Here is a 15,956-nt window from a genome sequence, read left to right as displayed (position 1 = left end):
ATTTTAATGTCATGCGCCTTTCAGCTCTGATCCGTTCGGTTGACAACCTTTCGGCAATGCGGCCTCCTCTCAGGACCACAATTCGCAGATCTCGCAAACCCCTTTCATACAGGCAATGGCTTTCTTCGGCGGTTGCCGTCCCATCCCATCTATTCCTTTTGTCGAAGGCGGTGAATTCATGGTGCCCAGCCGATGGCGGCGTGCCGTTGTGTCATTATTCCATCTTCACCTGAACGGTGTCCCGCGAAACTCAAGACCACGATTGAAAGCAAGCCGGCAAGCTCTGGAATGTCTTGAACCTCGTTGCCTGCTGAGTGCAGATCATTCGCCCTTCACCATTGGTCTCGACGCTGCCGGGAACGAATGGAATGCTCCGGAACCTGTTGACCCTGCTGAAAAGGCAACGACGATTGCCGGAGGGACGAATACAAATGGCACTTCCCCGTTCGCGCTGAATCAAACCTTTCAGCTGCATTCCAATCCATCCGCCAGACATACGATCTATCTGGACTTCAACGGACATACAACATCAGGAACGGCATGAAGTACGAATTTCAACGGGGGATCGGCGTTTTCGACACCCGCCTGCAAAACGGACGGAACTGCGGGGTTCAGTGATACCGAGTTGGGTGTTGTCCGATTCGGCCTACTCTTCAAGCAGCGATTTCAGTCGATCAAAGCATTCTCCCCACGCGCGGCGTAATCCGTCAGCTTCATTCCGGTTTTGAATTCTCTGATGATTCAGCATCAGTCCCGTCTTGTTTTTGCCCTTATCCGAGAATACGACATCGACCTGTGTTGGGGCTTCTGCCCCTGGCTGAATCCACGTAAAGCGAAGATCCTTCTTTTCGCGAACCCGCAGAAACGTGCCGGAGTTGCCATCACCGTCGCTGAACGCGCCACCATTCTCCACCGTCGCTTTAGACTTGCTGCCAAACCACTTTCTCAGAAGTGCTGGTGTCGTCCATGCCGCATAGACATCAGCCGGCGGAGCATTAATTGTCTTCGTTGCACAGATGTTGAACCCTTCGATACGACCGTCCTTCTTGTTAACGATGCCTTTGAATCGCTCGTATTCCACCCAGATGGTGGTGGGCCACCAGACATTTGTCATTCCGACATCTTCATAGATCCAGTTGATGCAATCACGACGCTTTGATTTCAGGTCATCGCGTTCGTCGATCACACTGAACCATTGCGTCAGAGTTCTTCCGGTAACTTTCTTGCATTCGGCATCCGTGACCGGAAAATCAGCCGTACAGTCGATGTTCATGGGATCCCTGCTTTCGTGTGGAGCAAACAATTCAGGTCAGATCAAACTGCCCGATCCAGTGGCCAGTTTTCGCTGCGGCATTTTGCAGGTGTCATAAAGCTCATCATCCCGATCACTCGAAGCAACAATCGTTTGCCAAAAGACGGCCGACCGGTTTCCACGACCGACTTGAGCACATCCGTGATGAACGGGCCTCCCTGAATCATCTGCTTTTCGGTCTTTGTCCCCGCCGGAATCCGGTCGGAAATCAACGTGAACTCCGTACCACCTTCGACTTCTTTAAGTTCGTAGGTAACACGACACGGAGCTTCATCAAAGTTTGTAAACCGAAACGTATGGGAAAAACGATACGGCGGGTCACATTCCAGAATCTCACCGACTACTCCGGTAAATGCACCATCAGGACTTCGCATACGAAGCTGTGCACCGGGTTGCAATCCGGTTGTGTGCATGACGGAACCAAAGAAGTGCGGCAGCACCTCGCCCTGCTTCGTCAGTGCTTCCCAGACTTGCTGAATCCCGGCTTTGATCACGACACGACTGATATGCTGTGTTGTTTCGGACATAAACAAGTTACCCGGATGAAATAATTGTGTGAACGGTCGCTACTAGAAAAGCACTCGCCCATACAGGACGAGTACGAGAGAGAGGGATTCGAATGAATGCCCCCTCGAAATGGACAGTCGCCGGCGAACCGGAAACCGACTTCAGATGAAGATAAATGTCTAGTCGGATTTGTCGCTCGCTTCGATCCGACTCTCCAACAGGTACTTCAGATCCACAGCCTGAGATGCCCAAAAACGGCTGTATTCAGTCGTCCAGCGATCATAGATCAACTGGATGGGCACCGCGTTAAAGAACAATTCTCGTCGGCGACCGACCTTGCGAGACACGATTAGGTCAGCCGCCGTCAGGACATCCAGATGCTTCATCACCGCAATGCGCGTAATGTCTTCGAAGTACTTTGCCACATCCGCAACACTGCAACCGGGCAAGGACTTGACGATGTCCAGGATTTTTCGCCGAGTCTGATGACCCAGGGCCACAAACACGGCATCCATTGATTCAGGCTTCATAGGTAACCATCAGGTTACATATAGAATCCGGAGGAAACAAGGGCGAAGAGACACAATTTTTGGGAGAATTCAGTCGTTCCATCGATCACACCACGCAACGGAACCGAAGCACCGAAACTCACCGACCGTGCACTTCAATGAGCAGCTCAGAGACAAGGAGCCATCCCCGTCCCCGTTGGCATCCAGACATGAGCCAGAGACCGTGCACCAGAACCGAAGGCGAGTTCAAGGCACTACGACATAGCTTCCTCGCGGCACTCCATTGGAGATCTTCACTGGCAGCCAAAAACGGATGACATCCTCCACCCTAAAACATCCCTTTACGATGCAGGAAGACCGAGCGGACGGGACCTGTAGAATGCCCTCTTGCCGTTAATCTCATGAAAAGTGACTCTAAGAAATACATTTCGTATAGATCTGGAAGTGCAGCATGCCTACCGTGAAGTTGAATCAGAGGAACTGAACTCGACGTTCTTATCACCCACGTTAGATAACCGGCTGCCGAGCGTTTCCGAGTTGCGACCCGGAGGCTGGAAACCGGAATTCAGTTGATGCTAAGGAGATTAGTTAGATGTCACGTTTTTTGTGTTTCTTACTCTTGTGTTCTGGCTACAACACCTCATTGGCACAGGAAAGTCGATGCGATTGCGATGCCATACTCCGCTTCGAAAGACGTAAGAATCTTCGCCCAGAAAGACCTATCGCTTCTGTATGAAAACCAGATCGGTATTGAGAATCGGCTCAAGGAACTTGGGGGTTCTGGCTCCGTTATGGTTGATGCTATTCCACTAAGGGAACGTTTTCTGGAAAAGTCGACAGGACGTTTTCAGCCAGTACGAGAAGCTGAATGTTAAGTATCTCGATACCTACATCTTTCAGAATGAGCTTGGCGTTGGAGTTGCCGATAAGTGGTTGGAGTGTATGAAGTTATGCAATCACCGTGCCTGGATGATCTTCGACAAACAAGAGTCTAGTTTGCTCAGATTTGGATATGGTGATGCGAATAGTTATCCAGCGAAAGTCGTCTCACTGCAGACAACAAAAGGCTTGGTGCTGAAAGGTGACTTTCCTAAAGAGTTCAATGGCGAGCACACATTGTCGATTGGTCGAAAGGCAGGCACCAATAGGGCTGAGGGTGTACGGCTTGAGTTGTTGCTCAAAGATGGAAAGACGGTGTCACTTGAGGCAATTCTGCCCCCAATAATTCCCAAATTAGTACACTGGAAGAGCGAACTCGTCTCGACACGCGTTCCGCAAACACGAGAAACGCGTTGGAAATGGGATATTCCGAAATCCCGAAGGGAACCAATGCTGTCCTCTACTGTTACTACCAGGGTGGTTCTCCCGCAGAGCAAGCACGCGTCACCCTAACAGCTGGCGGCTCACGTAATTGACGAAGTCACCGGCGAAGAGGTTGGCAGGCTTCCGTTGGTCAGCGTTGGGGCCACAAACGCACATCCCTGCTTCGAGTCAATCGATGACGCTGCCGGCTGGCAAATATCGAACTGAGGGGCAATTGGTTACCGAAAAGAATGGTGACTGGGCTGGGTCGTCTGGGCTCCAGATGATGATTCTAGTGAAACTAAATGAAGACGATTTCAAATTGGATTGGAACCCGAAACCTGAATAAAGTAGTGCATGGTGAGGAGCAATCTGATCGTATATGGCCTTCACGGTCGAGAGTTCTTCGTTTCAGCGGGTGTCCAGCAATGCTGGGAGTTTGAGGCGAGCCTAGTGTTTGGCGACAGAGACTCGTGCTTATGCATCTCACCAGTGCATCAACCTCAGGGGAAACACAAGCACAGGCAGAGGCGGCAGCAAACTCTGAGGATGCAGGATTCACTTTCGACCTGCGTTTGACAGTGCCAACCCGCCCATCCAACGCATTGTTCGTCGTCCCCTGGAAGAACACGAGCCTGGTTTTAAATCGCGGCTTATCACCGTCTTTAATCCGTCACAGCGAATCTCGCTACATAGTGCCAGACTTTCTTTAAATCGTCGTATGCGTAGCTTCCGGAAGCTGCAGCCATACCTATGATTTCTGGCGTGAGCCAGCCGTCTACCGCAAGACTATCAGCCAATCGCAGAATCGATGGGCCACGATAATCCGGGTATTGATGGATTGTGTCCAGGGAGACACGGAAACCTGAGTGCCACTCAACATGAACGGGCAATTTCATTGCATCCAGTGCAACAGCCGTTCCGTGATAACATTCGTCGAGGACAAGGGCTTCGACGTCCCGGGACAGGCGCACTCGGGCCGTGCACGTGCGCTCGATGTAACGATCAAGTTCGTCGCAATGATCGGATTCACATGCATCGATCAGCCCCATGTGTGATGCGTTACCAAAATGAATCGGTTCAAAAAAACTGTCGGGGTAGCAAAACGTGGTCCGGTTCAGTACGTGAGAAGCCAGTCGGAAATGGGACGAGCCGAATCGTGGCGAACCGCCGACAGATCGTCGACGGTGGTTGAGCGCACCGTATTTGGGCCGCCGGGATGGCAACTCGATGTCATACGCCCCCGAAAATATCCGACTCTCCCAATTCCAGCGGCACCACCCTCGAATGCGGTCAAGCCTCCGTTGCTGGTCCGTGTTTCAAACTGGGAACGGAGCACCCCGTCTCTTGCCAAGACCTGTAACAACCATGAATCACCGGCTTTGCGGTCCGGATGAAAATTGATCGTAACGCGAAACGAAGGGTCCAGCGATGGTCCTGACGCACAGCTGGCGATTGCGGATAGAGCACTGGCCTCTGCTGATTCCGGAGGTGGCGTCCACATGGAGTTGCCTTTCACTTATGGCCACCAAACGACCCACATAACCTGGCAGCGGCTGGGAACCTCTGGCTTCAAAAATCTCCCCGATCCGCCGCTCGAGTGACCGCCTTGTCAGCCTCGGATTCGATAACGAAGGTCGTCGATCGCCCGGTGCCAGTCCTCGTTGTGTCCGCCTTCGTCCCATAGTTCCGGGAGTTCTGAATCTTCGCCCAGGATGCGTTCAATCGCCAAGTCCGCAGATACTTTCAGATCGTCCGGAACAGAAGTCGGATTGGCCTCGATCCATTTGTCGAGTTCTTCACTGTATGCGTTGCGTACGCCCCATTTCCCCTGCAAGCGAGCGAGCACCTCGCATGCCGCCAGGCAATCGCATGCATCATCGCTGTCGAGGTAATCGTCTGACTGCAGCACGGCCTCGATAGCGGACTTCACGACTGGCAATCCTGGATCATCCAGGAAAGTGCCGATCCAATCACAGGAACTATCGTTCCCAAACGTGTCTTCCGCCCATGCTCCCATGGAGTGTCTCCTGGTTGATCCGAAGGATTGACGACGCCAATCACCCGGTTGGCGCACGCGTTATGGTAAAGCGAAACGAGCACAGCCACCAACGCGGTGTGCATTGCATTGTTATTTGGTTGCTGAATTGATTTCCGGCTGCCATGTACGCAGGAGACTCGGCCTGAGTAAGTACACAGTAGAAGCGATCACGCTGATGCAGAAGCACGCCGTAGCGACCGTCATGTTGATGAATACGGTATCCGGAGCGAACGGCGGCCCAGCGTAAAACCAGGGAACGTCTAACGTGTACAGGCGAACTGAAAAGACGACGACAAGTACAAGGGCGGCAAGAACTGAAAGAACTGGCCGCGCAAGCGCAACGTAGGTGATAAAGCCTGGTGCTAACAGAATCCAGAGTGAGAGACCGCATTCGTAAACCGTCCGGCGATGCGCGACCGGAATCCAGAGCCCAAGGAAAATCGCGAACGAAATGACGCCCCAACGAGAGCGGATGAATGCGGAAAACACGGTGGTTGCCCCCTGTAGCGTTCGAGGCGGTGAATATGGGGTTTGAATGCCTGGTCGCCAATGCCGACAAGCGGATTCATTGCTGGTCCGAATTGCCCAATAACGATCCGCACAACGGGATGGCGGGAGCTACCTTTGATTCCGGAACCCGCGCCATCGGCGGCTTATGGTCATCCGCAGACTTCGATGAGTCCTGGTGCGGCATGGATCCAGTTTACAGCTCGGAGACCGGGCCAACAAGCTGACAACAACTCCCGTGTGCAACGGTTTGTTCGTCGCCTTTGCGGCTGTCAGTGTTCAACCGGTATCGTCAAAGCAGCCAAGCCAAACAATTCTGGAATCGAGCCACATGGCGAAGTAGGTGTAGTCCCACGCGACGTCGAAGAACCAGTTGGGAAACAGTCGTACCGTGGACTTCATCCGAGTGTCTTCGCGCGATTCCATTGCAGTTCGAAGGGACAGTTGTAAAGGCTGACTGTCCGTCGAAAAACCGGAACTGGCACGCAGGACGACTGGAAACCGTCGTGCTTTAAAGTCCCCTGCTCCAGCCAGTCCCGTTCTTCATCAGGCTGCTAAGCTAACGGCAGTGGTCACCCGGCACGCGCGGTTGACTCTCCATTTCGAAACGCCCGACTCGCATGCTCGGGTGCACCACATGGACTTCTGCCTTCATCGATACCGAGACGGTAATACACGCTCGAAGACGTGCCAGCGATCAGAACACACCAATTCATTTGAAAAATCAGCAGGGCGACGCTGGAACTTCTTGCGGACCGAGTTGACCTCAACGCTGAGCCCCATGTTGATGATCAGGGACCGTAGCTTACCAACGGGAACGCCAAGTTTATCGGCGGTTGGTTTGCTGATTGATCCTTTGTTTCTTGTGACGACATCAAGAAGACGCTTTTCTGATATTCGCCAGTCACCAGAGGCGAAGTAATCTTTCCAGCTTCGATCTTCATAGAGCGCGAGTACGTTTCGAATGTTCTTCACGAAAACGGGATGACCATTGGAGTACGGAAATCCGATCTCTGTCTCCGCCACGACTGAAATCGTTGGAGCAAGGTCTTCGTAAACGTAGATGCGGTACCCCCGGTCGTTGTATGGCGGAAGTCCTTTTAATCGCCGCCGCCATTGTTCGAGGATGTGGTTCACGCATTCCACGCGATAATCGACGTCAATCCAGTCGCAGGTATCAGCGAGGTATTCAAGTTTCCAGAGGTGGATGTGGTTGCCAGATGAGTGCTGAAGCGGATGCGGGCCATCGAAGGAGAGCGGACTGTGCGCGACGGCGTCGATGTACTCAGCGAGCTCGGGCGAGCGTGATCGCGTGTATTGAAGAAGCTCCATGACGCTGCTGTCGGCAAAACATCGAATTGCGATCGATCCGATGGCAGGATGCTGCCATAGATCGTGCGTTGAACCTTGCCGCGATGTGAGTACTTGCGGCGAGGTTGTTTCTGTTTGCGGGATTCATCACGGTGAAGAATCCGCTGCGGAGCAGTTTACTGGAGAGGCAAGGGGTTGACACCCTGAGACTGGCAATTTGACGGTGGCTCGAGCAACGAATGAAACGGCATCTCCGGATGCAGCGAAGAGATCACCTTCCGTTTCGAAGCGATCTGAACATCAACTTGTGTTGTCAGAATCGCTGTCATCCATCGGGCTCCCGCGTTCCATACCATGCTAGCTTCGCGTCGCTTCGAAGGATAACAACTGCCTACCGCCGGTCGGGCTGTGATTCAATGAAACACCGACCAAAAACAAGCCTTCTGTCTCCTACATCGAACACCGAACCCATGCCTAAAAAAATCCAACACACCCTCACGGACCAACAACAATCAACGCAAGAAAAATCACGTTCAAAGATCTTTCTTCAACGTCATTCTTGACAAAATTCAAGACCGTCGCTGACACCTTTTAACGTGCCCCGATACGTGAAGGAAGCCTATCCCGGCGTGATCCAGACGGAGTCCGATGCAAACCATCCGACGCCCGAATACTTCAGCAAACGACGACCATCTACGATGCTCTGGGCAGAAGCATTGCCAGCACTGTCTGATTGCAGCCGCTCGGGTTGGTGGATGTCGGTAATCCGCCGATTGCAGGGTTTAACAGCGTGCCGGGGACCGATGGCCTGACCACTCAGACGGTGTACGATGTCGACCTGACCGATGGCGTTGGTTTGGACAGCACAGCAGGAATCAGCGTGACAAATCCGCTGGGAGGCACGTACACTGTTTCACTGAGTACCGCGATTACCAAACTGGCCGAACCGACGGCTCAGGGTGGAGCGGGGATCAGTTTTCCTGCCGGAACACCAGGGTCTGCCGTGGTGAACATCAACGCCGAAAACGAAGTCAGCTTCTCAATCACCGACGCTCAGGGACGCAGCGTGATGTCCGGCCAGATGAGCTCTCCCGTAGCACAGGCTGCCAGCCTGTTGTCCTGGTCCTGCCGGGTCCACGACACCCTCGAAACCATCGGCAACGACGTCTTCCTGACCAGCATCAGCGTCGATGCGCGGCGAGAAAAGGGGACGCAGCTCATTCTTGACAAGGATCCGACCCCAAAGGCAACATAAGGCTTGGTGTAAAAAAGGGTCTGCTGAAGAGCATCGTTGACAATGCTGTTTTCAGAGGCAACGGAAACTGTTTGGTTGTCACTATCGACTACCAAGCTAAAACAAAAGCCCAGCAGGGGCGAAAAGCGAAGCAAAGTGCCACTTGCGAGTTTCTCGTCTGTGCCACGGAGACCGGTGTTTGGTCACCTGTCGTAACGGACTGGAGCGTTGTTGGATTCTGTGATTATAAATGTAAAGGCGACAGCTGTTGCTGTGGGAACTCAGCATTCTGGTCGTTCACTGCAAATGGAAATGCGGAAAGCATCTTGGAAACTGATCCTGATCTTTTGAGGATTTGAAATGTCAACTCTGCGTGCCTACTTGACAATGCTGATCATTATGTTCTTTTCGGGGATTTGCAGCGGAGACGAAGTAAGTGTTGATGCAGATTGGTTAATTGTGCGGTCTGTGCTGGACCAGTTCGATAAGATTAGCTTATCAACTTTGCCCGATTTTTTGCCAGGGGAACTAGCGCAAGACCTCTGGATCGCTGCAGTGGTTGATTGTCAGGATGCCATATCGCCACTATTCAGACATCCAAGCTCTCGCAAACTGATCTTCTTGCTGATGAGCGAATTTGGTCGCGGCAACGAAAACGTAGACTTGGGAATACTCTTGGGACTCGGACGCTATGCAGTACCTCAGCGTTCTGCAAATGCCGGATTGATCGGTGGTGGATTGCTCAATACTCAAGATGATGACTATCGAAGTCGCCAATTGCTAGTTGCTGAATGCCAATCTCGACTCTTTATAGAGCACCCGGATCGCCTGGATCGATATATTTATTTCCTGGCCTCTATGCAACTGTTGAGCAAATCGGCGTATTCTCATTACAAGCAATGCGCAGCTGATAGGATCGCATCTCCTGACTATTGGTGGCATGCGCGGAACTTGATCGTTTTGCGGCGATTCGCTGGGTATACCAGTGAGGCTGATACCGATCCTGCTTCCCTACACCGCGAATTTGTTACCTGGATGGTTCGAGTCTCTGAGTTCAACATCGAAGTTCTCGAGCCAATTCCTGCAAAGCCATTCCGTGACTGGAGTGGTGGAAGTACGGTACCAATTGATGTGTGGAAAGAAATATGGGATTGGATTCCCGGAGCTAAGTAACCGTCCACCAGAACCATTTGGCTTTCACTGGTGGGTTACTTTTTAGTTTGCGGCGTCGGGCTAGGAGAAACAAGGGGACGCAGCTCATTCTCGACAGGGATCGAGTCGTGGTTGATATGTGTAGTTGCCACGTCGACCTCGAATCTGCCCGTCCGGTGTTTGCTTTCACGTTTTGAATCGCGCTGTTGCTCGGTTGTCGGGCAGGATGTGATGGAACGGATTCCGTACTTTGCCATTACTGGGAGCACCAGGTACCGCAGGGCAACAAGGATTTTATACAATGCGCCTGTGGGTTTGCAGAAATGATGGACATGCTCCCAACGGCCCGGTGGACTGCGTTGTTTGTCGGTTTGCTACACTGCGGCGTTTGCGACATCTTGACAAGTGCCACAATTGGATGTTCCGGTGGTATGTCGTCGTTTTCGTCATGGACTGCGACAGCACTGGATTGTGTGTCTGATCTGATACTTGCGAGTCCATACGGCAACCCAGATATCGCACTTACAACAGTTATGCAAGGATTCATTGCGCGGATGGGGGATGTCGCAGTCTCAGAGTCTCCCGGTGGAAAAAGGACACTCAAAGCCTGTTCGGCACTCTTGTAGAATCGGAGTATTTCGAGGATGTTTTCTACCTCAGAGGTATTGTTGGCCTTCGCCCCGGTCCTGATTCTTGCTGTTTGTGCACTTGATCCATCACAATTCTTACGCGGAATGCGCTTTCACGGTCCTGCCTTTTGTGGAATCTGGACGTTTTCTCATATAGCAATGTCGAACAGTTTTGCGCTCGCTATTTGCTTATCCCCATTGTCAGCTTACTTTGGATTTCGACTGGGTGATTATATTGACAAAAATCGACGTGACCTAAGGAATGGTCAACACACATGCAGCATTTGCAGACAGCCGCTCAGAGAGAGATCGTTTGTGCCGTATATTGAGTTCGTGCATGGTATTTGTCCTTCATGTAAAGAGAGATTGAAGCGAGACAATACGGAAGAGAACAGGGGACGCAGCCAATAGTGAGCAAGAAAAGGGGACGCAGCTCAATATTGACGGGGATCGAGTCGTGGTTAAGATGTCTGAATGCCACGTCGACCTCGAATCTGCCCGTCCGGTGTTTGCTTTCACGTTTTGAATCGTGCTGTTGCTCGCTTGACGCTGTTTGAGAAGCCGGAAGACTATGAAGCGTTTGAGCGTGTCCTGGAAGAAGCGGTCACCCGCGTTCCCCTTCCCATTTTTTCTTATCTGATCATGCCCGATCACTGGCATTTCGTGGTTCGTCCCACGACCGACTCGGAATTGTCCGAGTTCCTTCAGTGGCTGACGCACACTCATACGATGCGTTGGCACGCTCATCGTCACACGGAAGGAACCGGCCATCTTTACCAGGGGCGTTTCAAGACGTTTCCCGTTCAAGATGATGACCACCCGTTGACCGTGATCCGTTACGTTGAACGAAATGCTCTCCGTGCCAATTTGGTATCTGACGAAACGGAATAATGCTCTGCCGGGACGCAATTTTGCGAGGCTTAGTCAGTGGTTCGGTGCCTTCACATTCCTGGGCGAGTTGATCATGGATTCTTTTGTTCAGGTGGCTTCATTGGCACGTTGATCAATCCACACCTGATCTGTACGAATGAGCGTGTTGAGAATGGTCAGCAGTTTTCTCATGGCTGCCGTCAACGCCACTTTCTTCAGTTTTCCGGCTAGCTCGATCCGTGGTACTAATTCAATCGACTTCATCGGCGTGACATCGACGACTTCGCTGACGTCGATCACCTTCAACATGCCGGACTACAACGCAGTCGACAACTTTCGCTTCGGAGCGGCCGCAGTGCCCGAGCCGTCCATGTTGACGGTACTGTCAGGGCTCGGAGGGCTCGGGACGTTACGATTCAGGCGGCGCGGGCTTGCTTGAATTTCTCGCTACCTCGACGACGGCGACTTATCGATTGCCAACAACGCGTCCGAACGAGCCATGCGGCCCGTCGCGATCGGCCGCAAAAGCTGGATGTTCGTCGGCAGCCATCAGGCGGGCCGTCGTGCCGCGCCAGTTGCAAAGCCAACTGCGTGGAACCATGGACATGGCTCAACGGTGTCCTGATCCAGCTTCCGCTCGGAGCCCCTCTCGAGTCCCTGCTGCCACACGCCTGGCTCTTCTCCCACCTACAACACCGCTGGACCATCGCTGAACGTAAAGAACTCGAACGATAAACCTGCTCAGACCATTAGAATGCTGTTCGCCGGGCGCTTACTCAGTTGTCTTGCGGGTGCAAATAACGAAAGTACCTGCGGTTGGTGGCTAGTCTGCCGCAACCGCCCATTTTAGGAGTTGTTGCATTGCGAATCTCAACGATAATGATTTCCTCATGCTTCCTGTTTCTGCCCACATGTGGCGTCTGCGAGGAGGCAGATCCGGAGATGGTGCGCACCCTGATCCTTGCTTGGGCGTCCAAACTGCCGTCTCCGCCGGTTAAAGGATCACTTAGCGAAACCTTAGAATCTGTTCCGAAGGATCAGGTTCAGCAATATATTGATTGGGGCACGCCACCTGGGCAAGCGGTTACATTTGAGATTCAGGCGGCTGAATTGGGAGAATGTCTGCTCCACTTCAGCACTGATGCTGAGGGCGTTGAAAGGGTAACGGCTTGCAATGAGCGATACGCTTTCATCCTTTCGCGACAGTCCGGTGATCAACCATATCTTATCCAGATGCTGGCGGACCGGATAGGCGACTCAAAAACGGAGGCCGTGATCAACCGCGACCGATACGCGGCGATTATGTACACCCGTGCTGCCGCAGTGTTTGAACGAGTTCCCATCACCGAAGTACTCTCTCATCCAGGCTTGGTGCTGCATTCAGCGACCGTCAGTACCGACGCTGCGGCGAAGCGGTATAAACTTATGTTCGAACTGGATATCTCTGACAATCGAAAATCAACGTTCTATGATGCGTCGATTCTTTTTGAGGCAGAACCATTCCCCAGGGTTGTCCAATGCAGTGCAGTTACGGGGTCTCGCACTAGCACAAAATGGACGGCTGATTTTGAGTACCAATCCCCGAATGACCCCGCGAGTGCATTTGCTGTTTCCTATAAGAACGTCGACCATTCTGGTGTGATACAGAATCGCGTCACGCATATCACGCCGTCCGCGATTCCCCCCGACCCGGCCATTTTCACGTTGTCACATTACGGGCTGTCAGAGCCGGCTTTTCGAAGAACAACACGGTTGTACTGGGTACTGTTGCTGGTAATAGGCGTCGGGCTCATTGTGTTCGTTCGTAAGCGACGATCAAAATGAATAGCACTGCAAGCAAAGGTTGGTCCCGTTCAGGGAGGCAATCCGCCGTTGGATGAATCGTGGAAGGTCGCCGATGAGCTTCGGGCGAGCTGGGAACACCCTAACTTAATCATCATTGATGATGCCAAAATTCAATACGAAAAGCTGGACGGACGGTGATCGCGTCGATATCAATCTGTAATGAATCGTTTTTAACCTCAATGGATGCGTTTCACACGTCCGATCCAGAGGTCGTTTTCTACTTAATCTGTGATGGTGAGACGTTCAACTTCGCCGAGGTCATCGATCGTCAGATTCGGGCCATTCGATACCGCGCAATCGAAACCAAAAAATGGCAAATTGTGTGTTCAGTATGGTTTGGAAGTCGTGTTATTGATCCGAGTGGAGACAACGTGTGTTTACTCGGTCCGGAGCCAGGTATATCCCAAACGTATCAGAATACACTGGTATCTGCGATTGTTGACGAAAGGCAACTATGAATATGCATCATCGTAATTCATTGATGCGATTACGAAGAGCGGGGTTCACACTTATTGAGTTATTAACTGTAGCCGCATTGATCGCCATCATGGTTGCTTTGCTGCTACCAGCCGTTCAGCAAGCTCGTGAAGCAGCAAGGCTTGCCCAATGTCGCAACAACTTGAAACAGATTGGAATCGCACTACATAACTACCACGACATCTATCGACTGCTACCACCAGCGTCTGTCTGGAGCGGACGAGGTGAAGTCCTCGGCGCCGGGGTGATGCCACTGGGGACAATCGATCGCGTGGCGATTGGGGTGTCGCCTGGAAATGAGCCGGACCGACTGTATACAAATTGGTTGATTTCAATACTGCCAATGCTCGAACAGGCTACACTCATCCAGCAAATGGAAGTCAACTTCCCGATTGATTCGCGTGAGAATGAATTTGTGCGAAGCACCAGACTTTCAGCGTTGTTATGCCCCTCCGATCCATTTTCCACAAGCATGTATGATCGAGGCGCCCTGCGTGGCAATCCGGGACATTTCTATGCCCGCGGCAATTATGCGATGAACGTCGGCCCCAATAGAATCTGCCTGAATGGAACAGCAAAATGTGAAGACGGTTTTACAATCGACAACCTCGATCTCTTAAATCGTGGTTCGACTCTCATCGGAAGTGGAATTGGCGGTGTGAACCGGTCGGTTCGATTCTCGGAATGCACTCGGGGACTCTCACAGGTAATTGCTGTCGATGAAGTGCGTTCAGGGATCAACGCGATTGATCCGCGAGGTACCTGGGCTCTGGGAATGTGTGGCGCGAGTATGACTGCAGGAAATCGGTATGGTCCAAATGCCCAGGAATTCCCCGATGCCGTCGTTTCATGCACGCAACTCCTTCTTGACCCAACCAGCCAGGAACTTGGACGCCTCCGAATGCCTTGCGCGAGCGGGATTGTAGCCGGCAACTTCGCATCCAGCGCTCGCAGCATGCACAGCGCATCCGTTACTACCCTCCAGCTTGATGGCTCGGTGACAATACACAGCGATTCGGTCGATCGAGAGCTCTGGGTGGAACTTCACAGGCGAGCTGAATAATGGCAATCGTCCTGTGAAATGCATCTTGCATGAGTTTGTAACGAGGCGAGGGCCAGCGCCAAGTTAGTTGGCAGCAATTGTAACCCGAAGCGTAGCAAGGGAGCATGTTGCCGTCGCTGACACCTTTGTGTCCCCTTGTTATATTGCGTTTACCGGGCCACAAACTCATCAACAGTTTTAATCCAAGAATGATCTAGCTGCCACAATGTTGCCTGAATTGACTTTTCATCTCGTGGGGCAGTGACGTATGGGTCATGCCAATGCAGATCAAACATCCTGTGCCAGCTTCGCTCGATTGTGGAGTTCACGCGATGGTCAGATGGCGGGTTGGACCACGAGCATCTGAGGTTTTGATTTAGAAGACCGAAGGCCTCAGCGTCCGATTCAGATGATGCGAGATACCAGTAGTTTAGTGCGTAGTGCCACAGTTCGAAGTCGGACAGGAGGACGCAGCTATCAGGAATCGTGAATCCGATGCGATAGCCACGGGTACCGGTTGGCAGGTACCCGGAAGATCTGAGATCGGGGCGTTTTCTGTGGATACCGTCGTATTGATGCCATGCCCAAATTGGAACGGAGATGTGAGCAGATGGTGGCTGCCCGATCCGCTGACGCATTTGAGTTGCTATCCAATCATACGCGGGCAGAAAGTCACGATCAGCGTGGCGGCGTTGACCGCGCAAGTACCCGTGTTCCTGCAACGACTGCCATGCTGGAACGGTTTGAATTGTCCAGAGTTTCATTGCGCTCTTCGCAACATAACGAATTGCCATCTCTGCGACGGCCCGATACTGGCGCATTGATCGTGCGTTGAACTATGCCGCTTTGCGAGTGATTGTGGCTCGGTTGTTGGCTTGCGGGATTCATCACGATGATGGATCCGCTGCGGAGAAGTTTACCGATGGGACGACGGGTTGTCACCCTGGGATTGGCGATTTGACGGTGGTTCGGTTCCGGCGGATTTTGGGATTGATTCGGATGCGGCTGTTGTTCGAGCAACGATTGCGGCTGCATCCTCGAAGTGCCGCAGCGGCGAAGAGATCGGTTTCTGTCTCGAAGCGATCTGAACAGCGACTTGTGTTGTCAGAGACGCTGTCATCCATCCGGCTCCCGCGTTCGATACCATGCTGGCCTCGCATCGCTGCCAAAGATGTCTTGCCAGCTTGTGCGACGGACGTATTCCACACGTTCCAATTC

Annotated in this window: 16 protein-coding genes and 1 pseudogene; 7 read left to right on the top strand and 10 right to left on the bottom strand. The window is 52.4% G+C overall.

Annotated features, from left to right (window positions below; genetic code table 11):
* Positions 1–178 precede the first annotated feature (178 nt).
* Positions 179–544 (top strand): hypothetical protein, encoded by a 366-nt coding sequence (locus tag R3C20_06505; GenBank protein ID MEZ6040136.1) that lies wholly within the window; start codon positions 179–181, stop codon positions 542–544.
* A gap of 102 nt (positions 545–646) precedes the next feature.
* Here the strand turns inward: R3C20_06505 and R3C20_06500 are convergent, their stop codons facing one another.
* The 6 genes and pseudogenes from R3C20_06500 to R3C20_06475 form a co-directional block, all read right to left on the bottom strand.
* Complete coding sequence (locus R3C20_06500; protein MEZ6040135.1) at positions 647–1,273, bottom strand: SRPBCC domain-containing protein; 627 nt, start codon at positions 1,271–1,273, stop codon at positions 647–649.
* Between the two features lie 41 nt (positions 1,274–1,314).
* Positions 1,315–1,839 carry an SRPBCC domain-containing protein gene (locus R3C20_06495; GenBank protein MEZ6040134.1) on the bottom strand — a complete coding sequence of 175 codons (525 nt, stop codon included), beginning with the start codon at positions 1,837–1,839 and terminating at the stop codon, positions 1,315–1,317.
* Positions 1,840–1,998: 159 nt separating this feature from the next.
* A complete protein-coding gene (locus R3C20_06490; protein MEZ6040133.1) occupies positions 1,999–2,349 on the bottom strand; it encodes a helix-turn-helix transcriptional regulator in 351 nt (116 codons plus the stop codon).
* A gap of 1,946 nt (positions 2,350–4,295) precedes the next feature.
* Positions 4,296–5,134, bottom strand: a pseudogene (locus R3C20_06485) (DUF3626 domain-containing protein).
* 108 nt (positions 5,135–5,242) lie between these two features.
* Positions 5,243–5,650 (bottom strand): DUF4259 domain-containing protein, encoded by a 408-nt coding sequence (locus R3C20_06480; GenBank protein MEZ6040132.1) that lies wholly within the window; start codon positions 5,648–5,650, stop codon positions 5,243–5,245.
* A 111-nt stretch (positions 5,651–5,761) separates the two neighbouring features.
* Positions 5,762–6,160: a hypothetical protein gene (locus R3C20_06475; protein MEZ6040131.1), complete on the bottom strand. Its 399-nt coding sequence runs from the start codon at positions 6,158–6,160 to the stop codon at positions 5,762–5,764.
* Between R3C20_06475 and R3C20_06470 the strand changes: the two genes are divergently transcribed.
* On the top strand, positions 6,148–6,405 hold the full coding sequence (locus R3C20_06470) for a hypothetical protein (GenBank protein MEZ6040130.1): 258 nt from the start codon (positions 6,148–6,150) through the stop codon (positions 6,403–6,405). The two genes, R3C20_06475 and R3C20_06470, sit on opposite strands and share 13 nt — an antisense overlap.
* A 52-nt stretch (positions 6,406–6,457) precedes the next feature.
* Here R3C20_06470 and R3C20_06465 read toward each other — a convergent pair whose 3' ends face one another.
* Positions 6,458–6,580: a hypothetical protein gene (locus R3C20_06465; protein ID MEZ6040129.1), complete on the bottom strand. Its 123-nt coding sequence runs from the start codon at positions 6,578–6,580 to the stop codon at positions 6,458–6,460.
* A 249-nt stretch (positions 6,581–6,829) separates the two neighbouring features.
* Complete coding sequence (locus tag R3C20_06460) at positions 6,830–7,510, bottom strand: hypothetical protein (protein MEZ6040128.1); 681 nt, start codon at positions 7,508–7,510, stop codon at positions 6,830–6,832.
* A 712-nt stretch (positions 7,511–8,222) separates the two neighbouring features.
* Between R3C20_06460 and R3C20_06455 the strand changes: the two genes are divergently transcribed.
* The 3 genes from R3C20_06455 (at position 8,223) to R3C20_06445 (ending at position 11,395) form a co-directional block, all read left to right on the top strand.
* Positions 8,223–8,744 carry a hypothetical protein gene (locus R3C20_06455; GenBank protein ID MEZ6040127.1) on the top strand — a complete coding sequence of 174 codons (522 nt, stop codon included), beginning with the start codon at positions 8,223–8,225 and terminating at the stop codon, positions 8,742–8,744.
* 339 nt (positions 8,745–9,083) lie between these two features.
* Positions 9,084–9,896 carry a hypothetical protein gene (locus R3C20_06450; GenBank protein ID MEZ6040126.1) on the top strand — a complete coding sequence of 271 codons (813 nt, stop codon included), beginning with the start codon at positions 9,084–9,086 and terminating at the stop codon, positions 9,894–9,896.
* Positions 9,897–10,978: 1,082 nt separating this feature from the next.
* On the top strand, positions 10,979–11,395 hold the full coding sequence (locus tag R3C20_06445) for a transposase (protein MEZ6040125.1): 417 nt from the start codon (positions 10,979–10,981) through the stop codon (positions 11,393–11,395).
* Between the two features lie 87 nt (positions 11,396–11,482).
* Here R3C20_06445 and R3C20_06440 read toward each other — a convergent pair whose 3' ends face one another.
* Both R3C20_06440 and R3C20_06435 read right to left on the bottom strand, forming a co-directional pair.
* Positions 11,483–11,683 carry a hypothetical protein gene (locus R3C20_06440; GenBank protein ID MEZ6040124.1) on the bottom strand — a complete coding sequence of 67 codons (201 nt, stop codon included), beginning with the start codon at positions 11,681–11,683 and terminating at the stop codon, positions 11,483–11,485.
* Positions 11,684–11,840: 157 nt separating this feature from the next.
* Positions 11,841–11,975: a hypothetical protein gene (locus tag R3C20_06435; GenBank protein MEZ6040123.1), complete on the bottom strand. Its 135-nt coding sequence runs from the start codon at positions 11,973–11,975 to the stop codon at positions 11,841–11,843.
* A gap of 278 nt (positions 11,976–12,253) precedes the next feature.
* On the opposite strand from R3C20_06435, the gene R3C20_06430 reads away from it, so the two are divergent.
* Both R3C20_06430 and R3C20_06425 read left to right on the top strand, forming a co-directional pair.
* The gene (locus R3C20_06430) at positions 12,254–13,198 is read left to right on the top strand and encodes a hypothetical protein (protein MEZ6040122.1); all 945 of its coding nucleotides are present in this window, start codon (positions 12,254–12,256) and stop codon (positions 13,196–13,198) included.
* A 502-nt stretch (positions 13,199–13,700) separates the two neighbouring features.
* Entirely contained in the window at positions 13,701–14,759 is a 1,059-nt protein-coding gene (locus R3C20_06425; protein ID MEZ6040121.1) for a DUF1559 domain-containing protein, read from the top strand.
* Positions 14,760–15,956 lie beyond the last annotated feature (1,197 nt).

The sequence above is a fragment of the Planctomycetaceae bacterium genome, from assembly GCA_041398825.1.
Classification (GTDB): Bacteria; Planctomycetota; Planctomycetia; order Planctomycetales; family Planctomycetaceae; genus F1-80-MAGs062.
This window is presented reverse-complemented; position numbering and strand designations above follow the sequence as displayed.